This is a genomic window from Bacillus sp. IT-79MI2, assembly GCF_949768135.1.
GTDB lineage: Bacteria > Bacillota > Bacilli > Bacillales > Bacillaceae_G > Bacillus_A > Bacillus_A pseudomycoides.
In genome coordinates this window covers 1-5,621 of the sequence record NZ_CATKPV010000099.1, presented here as the reverse complement: position 1 = coordinate 5,621, position 5,621 = coordinate 1, and the positions used below count along the sequence as shown (strand labels likewise).

Annotated in this window: 7 protein-coding genes; 2 read left to right on the top strand and 5 right to left on the bottom strand. The window is 32.6% G+C overall.

The genetic code is table 11. The annotated features are described in order from the left end of the window. The coding region (locus tag ACM6HU_RS24190; protein WP_414848483.1) for an IS4 family transposase at nucleotides 1-1,026 on the top strand (1,026 nt) is incomplete at its 5' end. A gap of 267 nt (nucleotides 1,027-1,293) precedes the next feature. Here ACM6HU_RS24190 and ACM6HU_RS24185 read toward each other — a convergent pair. The 5 genes from ACM6HU_RS24185 to ACM6HU_RS24165 form a co-directional block, all read right to left on the bottom strand. Continuing rightward, entirely contained in the window at nucleotides 1,294-1,722 is a 429-nt protein-coding gene (locus tag ACM6HU_RS24185; RefSeq protein ID WP_016115625.1) for an HIT family protein, read from the bottom strand. 154 nt (nucleotides 1,723-1,876) lie between these two features. After that, a complete protein-coding gene (locus ACM6HU_RS24180; protein ID WP_088094646.1) occupies nucleotides 1,877-2,395 on the bottom strand; it encodes a DUF1374 domain-containing protein in 519 nt (172 codons plus the stop codon). Nucleotides 2,396-2,704: 309 nt separating this feature from the next. Continuing rightward, nucleotides 2,705-2,926, bottom strand: a complete 222-nt coding sequence (locus tag ACM6HU_RS24175; RefSeq protein WP_016115623.1) for a hypothetical protein — start codon at nucleotides 2,924-2,926, stop codon at nucleotides 2,705-2,707. Nucleotides 2,927-3,700: 774 nt separating this feature from the next. Continuing rightward, nucleotides 3,701-3,901: a helix-turn-helix transcriptional regulator gene (locus tag ACM6HU_RS24170; RefSeq protein ID WP_016115622.1), complete on the bottom strand. Its 201-nt coding sequence runs from the start codon at nucleotides 3,899-3,901 to the stop codon at nucleotides 3,701-3,703. Then, the gene (locus ACM6HU_RS24165) at nucleotides 3,870-4,253 is read right to left on the bottom strand and encodes a DUF3796 domain-containing protein (RefSeq protein ID WP_016115621.1); all 384 of its coding nucleotides are present in this window, start codon (nucleotides 4,251-4,253) and stop codon (nucleotides 3,870-3,872) included. The genes ACM6HU_RS24170 and ACM6HU_RS24165 overlap by 32 nt, the downstream gene beginning before the upstream one ends. 474 nt (nucleotides 4,254-4,727) lie before the next feature. On the opposite strand from ACM6HU_RS24165, the gene ACM6HU_RS24160 reads away from it, so the two are divergent. Then, a complete protein-coding gene (locus tag ACM6HU_RS24160) occupies nucleotides 4,728-5,438 on the top strand; it encodes a class I SAM-dependent methyltransferase (RefSeq protein WP_016115620.1) in 711 nt (236 codons plus the stop codon). Nucleotides 5,439-5,621 lie beyond the last annotated feature (183 nt).

Below are 5,621 nucleotides of genomic sequence, written 5' to 3'. Positions count from 1 at the left end.
GTATTTTCATCGGTTTATCCAGGTGCAGGAGGATGTAGCCATACAGCTGGGATGAAAATTCAACTTGAGTATGATTTGTTAAGTGGACAGTTCCTACATATTCATACAGGTCCAGGTAAACAACATGATCGCACTTACGGCTCTCTGTGTGCCCCAACTGTGACAGCGAATGATTTATGTATCCGAGATTTAGGTTATTTTCATTTAAAAGACCTTCAATATATACAAGATAAAGAGGCCTACTATATCTCTCGTATCAAGTCGAATACACGTATTTATCAAAAAAATTCTAACCCTGATTATTTTCAAGACGGAAGAATTAAGAAGGGTACAGAGTATATACAGATAGATATGGAGACGTTAATGAACTCCCTTCAACCAGGACAAACATGTGAAATAGCTGATGCTTATGTAGGAATGATTGATAAAGTGCCAGCTCGTGTAATTGTTCATCGATTAACAAAACAACAACAACAAAAACGATTACAAGATCAAGCTGTAAGAGAAAAAAAGAAAGGAATGAAGTATTCTCCTCGTAGTAAACGACTCAGTGGTATCAATGTATATATGACAAACACCCCTACAGATATTGTCCCGATGGGACAGGTACATGACTGGTATTCTTTGCGTTGGCAAATCGAAATTTTATTTAAAACGTGGAAGTCATTCTTTCACATTCATCATTGTAAAAAGATAAAACCAGAACGATTAGAGTGCCATTTATATGGTCAATTGATTGCCATTCTACTCTGTTCCTCTATCATGTTTCAAATGCGCCAATTGCTCCTCATGAAGAAAAAACGAGAGCTTAGTGAGTATAAAGCCATATATATGATTAAAGACTATTTTCTTCTTTTATTCCAAACTATACAAAAAAACATCCAAGAGCTATCAAAGGTGTTACTTCGCCTGTTCAATCTCCTACAGCAAAACGGGCGGAAATCTCATCGATATGAGAAAAAAACGGTCTTTGATATATTAGGTGTCGTTTACAATTGTACCATGTCTGATAATCAAGCCGCTTAATTCAAAAAAGTGAAACCCGTTAGGGTTTATTTCGTATGCAAATCTTTCAATCATCTACACTTGCCCTTTAGAAAAAAGAAACAATCTCGCTTGAAATTGACTTTGCATAAGCTTAGCTTGATAGCGATGGGGTATCGCCAGCATTTCGGAAAAAACCCAAACTAAGCAAAAAAATACAATAAGCTGTCCATATGGACAGCTTATTTACATAAAATTCGAAAGCGGAAGTAAATGTGATACCCTTGTTCAAGTATCGCACTCTTTCGTTCAAGATAACTCTTCAATCAAATTTTTCAAATTAGTTTTTGTTTCTAAAAACTTAGCTTTTTCTCTGATATTATTTTTTTGTTCCTCACAGTAAAAAGGTTCTCCTTCAAACCTCGGAATGACGTGCATATGATAATGCGTCAAATCATTGAATTTCCCACCATTTTGACAAATCGTGATCCCATCAGGATTAAATAATTTTTTTAGTGCTTTTGAAATGGTCATAGACGCTATCATAATAGCATTTGCAGTTTCAATATCTAATTCTTCAACATCTAAATAATGTTTTTTAGGAAGAATTAAGGTATGTCCCTCGTTAAAAGGTTCAATGTCCAGGAAACAACAAACATACTCATTTTCAAATACAATATTTACTGGTTCAATTTGGTTAGATAATCTACAACCTAAACATTCTGAGTTTATAGTCATATGTGCTCCCCCTTTGGATAATTAAATCCCTTTGGTACTTATTTTTTCTCCCAATAATTTTATACCTTGTTCAACAAAACCGCACCGTTAGTTGAACAAAGAATCCTGCATACCCTATTCATGTCAGGTAGACATAACGTCTCATTATTGGAAGTTATGTTGCATTATCATTTTTAAACAAATTTAATATTTGATTTGCGTCCTCACCTTTTATTATGTAATGTTCAAGATGTTTTTGTTCTTCATTGTCTTGTCGAGCAATTATAACGGTTGGATTTTTCTCTAACCATATTAAATATATTTCTTTAGAATTGTCTTGGTAATTTATAATCATCTTGTAATCTATCGCGTTCTTCGCCTCGTCATCCAGAAAAAGAGAAATAACTCTTTCTCGATCCTTATATATTCCTGTATGTTCCATGGCTTTAATAATTTGATCAAACTCTAGGTTTATAACTGCCTTTTTGTTTTTTACTTTAGTCGATATAAGCTCAATCTTCTTTATCTCCTTTCCTTGAAAGAAAATAGGCTTACGATTTTTCTCTTGTTGTATTGAGGCGGTTTTTCCTTTTGGTTGATCAGTAGTAGATGTATTATCAGTGTTTGTCTCAGTCGAACAAGCGGATTGATATAGGGATAATGATAAGGCCAGCAATAATATATTTTTTTTCATGAATTTACCCCTTTCCTTTTGTGGATAATATTCCCTTTTATCCTGTAATAAACCTTCTCAAAGGGGAGAATTCATATATTCTTCGTATGAATAAAGTATTCATACGAAGTTTACGTAACGACCTATTAGGCCTCACCATCAAGCTAAGATTTTGAAGTACCCCCAAAACGAAAATTTTGTGCCTTTTATAGCAACAAAGTTCATTTTTTTCGTTTTGGGGTTAACCTGCTCTGTTAGGTTGTTTTACATGTGGTGCTTACCCCATGCAAAACAAACCCCGCCCCTTTAGAAAGGGGCTTACATCACTGCTTATGTACAACACAGCGTAGCATCGCTAAAGGCATCTTCGGGAATATATACTTTACCATCTTTTATTTCATACGGAATGTTATTTCTTTTTAGTTTAGCTGTATCGACAGTGTCAACAGTGCTACCCCATTGTTCTAACTTACCGTTGTACTTTTGACAAGCAGATAACACTAAAAGAGCTGTAAAGCAGAAAAATAGATTTCTAAAACGATGTTTCTTCATAATACCCCTCCTCTTCCTTGATTGTACCATTCGGAAGAAACGATTTGCTATAAAAATTGGATGTATATTCCATACATGTAAGGTTTACACAAAACCACTTTTCGGTAGCAAACATGTTAATGCCGTAATTACATAAAGAAAAAGAATCCCTTATGATTTCTGGGATTCTTTTTCTTGTTTAAAGTTTGCTCACACAAATGATCTGCACATCAATTCGGTTTTGATATACAGATCATTTGTATGATAATTTTTATAAATAAGTGCAGAGAATTCTATTACATGAATGCTTTTAGAAGTGTTGCTACTAATGGAATTACTCCACCTAAGAATGATAAAACTGCCATTGCGATTGCCATATTATTTCCTCCTCACTTAATTTCTGAATATTAAGAATTCTATAAATTCATTATATTACAGATTTAAGAATATAACAATATCTTTTTTATTCTCTCTAAGATTTCGAAATATGCCCATAACAACATTTTTCACGCCACATTTATTCATGATAATTAAGTTCACTTTTTTCGTTTTGGGGTGGATTTGTTTTCTTAAGTTGATGGGCATGTATGGTGGTGTAGCTTTGAAAAAAAGTTTAATTATAAATGTTGATGGAAGCACAATTTAGCAATACATAAAAAGAAACCTTTTTTGAACAAAGATTGGTCAAAATGGTTTCTTTAGCTATAAGAACTGATTTAGTTTTTATAAAAAAGATGGATCAAAACTCAGGGACATATCTATTACAAAAGTTTACTTCCTTGTAATAGAATTAAACTAGTCTTCAAACCAAAATAACACTTCAATGGGTACTTTTAAAACTTTTGCAATATCGTAAGCCAGTTTTAATGAAGGGTTATATTTTCCGTTTTCGAGATTACCAATTGTTTCTCTTCTAACTCCAACCTTATTAGCTAAATCTTCTTGGGACATATTTAACTTTACCCTATATTCTTTCATCCGAGTAATCAGCGTCATCCTGCATCCCTTTCTTTTCTCTACGTTCAAATATTTCTAAATTAATTAAAAAAGTTCCTAACGGTATTAAAGTTGAAAGTGCAACAAATAAACGAATTACATGTACATTTTCAAAAATAGAAACACTTAAGAGTAGTATACTACCGGATACTAGTGTTACAAAAAATGCCCTTGTAGCGGCCATGCGAACATGCAGTATAAAAAGCTCATCTGGTATAACTTTTGCGTATAAAAAGAAGAAAAAGAAAAGGAAATAGTAGTAAGGCGAAAACGAATTTTCACTAAAAAATGAGAAAGGTGCCAAAAACCCTAAAAAACCAATAAACCCTAAGTAAGCTAATTTGTTCTTCATATAAGATCTCCCTTGTGATATATTTCGCTCTTTATGTGATAAATATATCACATAAAGAGCGAAATATAAAGGAATTGAAACGGTATAACTTTTTTATAAACAGTTAATCTTTTTTCAAAGCGGTTAAACTTTTTTAGAAACGGTTGATCTTTATTTCAAATCTACAGGTGGAGCCTTATAGCACATTTCACGATCATGTTATCTAGCTAAATACCAAAGTAGGGGTCACCATACATGCCCGTCAAGCTAAGAAATCAAGTTGCCCCTAAAACAAAAAATCTCACTTCTTATCTTTTTTCAGATAAGAAGTGAGATTTTTTGGATACTATCAATAATAAGTGGTTATGTCAACCTCACATGTATATATTATTCATCATTCTTTCTTCAAGTAACAAGATAAGATAGTTCAAAAAGTTATATTAAATCTGTTACAGTAATTTATAGGATACATAATTTGAGAAATGAGGAAAAACAATGAACAGAATTGAATTTATAAGAAAAGAGGAGAAAAAATATCACGACTATTGTTACGATAATTATAAACTGTTTGAAGAAGGTTCGTGGCTACATAAACCTGTAAAAACGGTAATAGATCTAATTCCATTGTTTGAAGGAAAAGACGATCTTAGTGTGCTTGATTTAGGTTCTGGAGTGGGCAGAAATAGTATCCCATTGGCTCAAGCTATAAAAGAAAATGGCGGTACAGTTGTGTGTGTTGATTTATTAGACTCTGCTTTGCAAAAATTAAATCAATACAGTGAGGAATATGAAGTTAAAGAAGTAATTCAAACTGAAAAAGCTGATATAGGAAACTATGAAATTAAGCCTAATAACTTCGACTTCATTGTTGCAGTTTCAAGTTTAGAACATGTCCAATCAGAAGAGGTATTTGGAAAAGTTGTTCAACGAATGGCAGACGGAACGAAGTGCAACGGAATAAATTGTATCATTGTAAATTCTGAAGTTGAAGAAATTGATATGGATACCAATAAGAAATTGAATGCACTAATGGAGATAAACATTCCAACAGAAGAAATGATGAATAAATTAAGACAAATATATGATGGTTGGGAAGTATTGAGTATCCTAGTAAAACCGCTCGAATATAAAATTATTCGAAATGAAAAGTCTGTTTTATTAAAAACAAATGTAATCACATATGCTGTAAGAAAAAATAATCTATAAGGAGTCACCATACATTACTATCAATCTAAGATGGATTTATACCAATAATTCATAGAAAACGTTATTCTTTTTGTAGAAATATACAGAAAGGATGGCGTTTTTGTATGAATCTATCGATTCAAGATGAGTTTTATTTGTTCGCTGAAGAACTACAGCGATATCTATCTCCACATATTCTTCAAT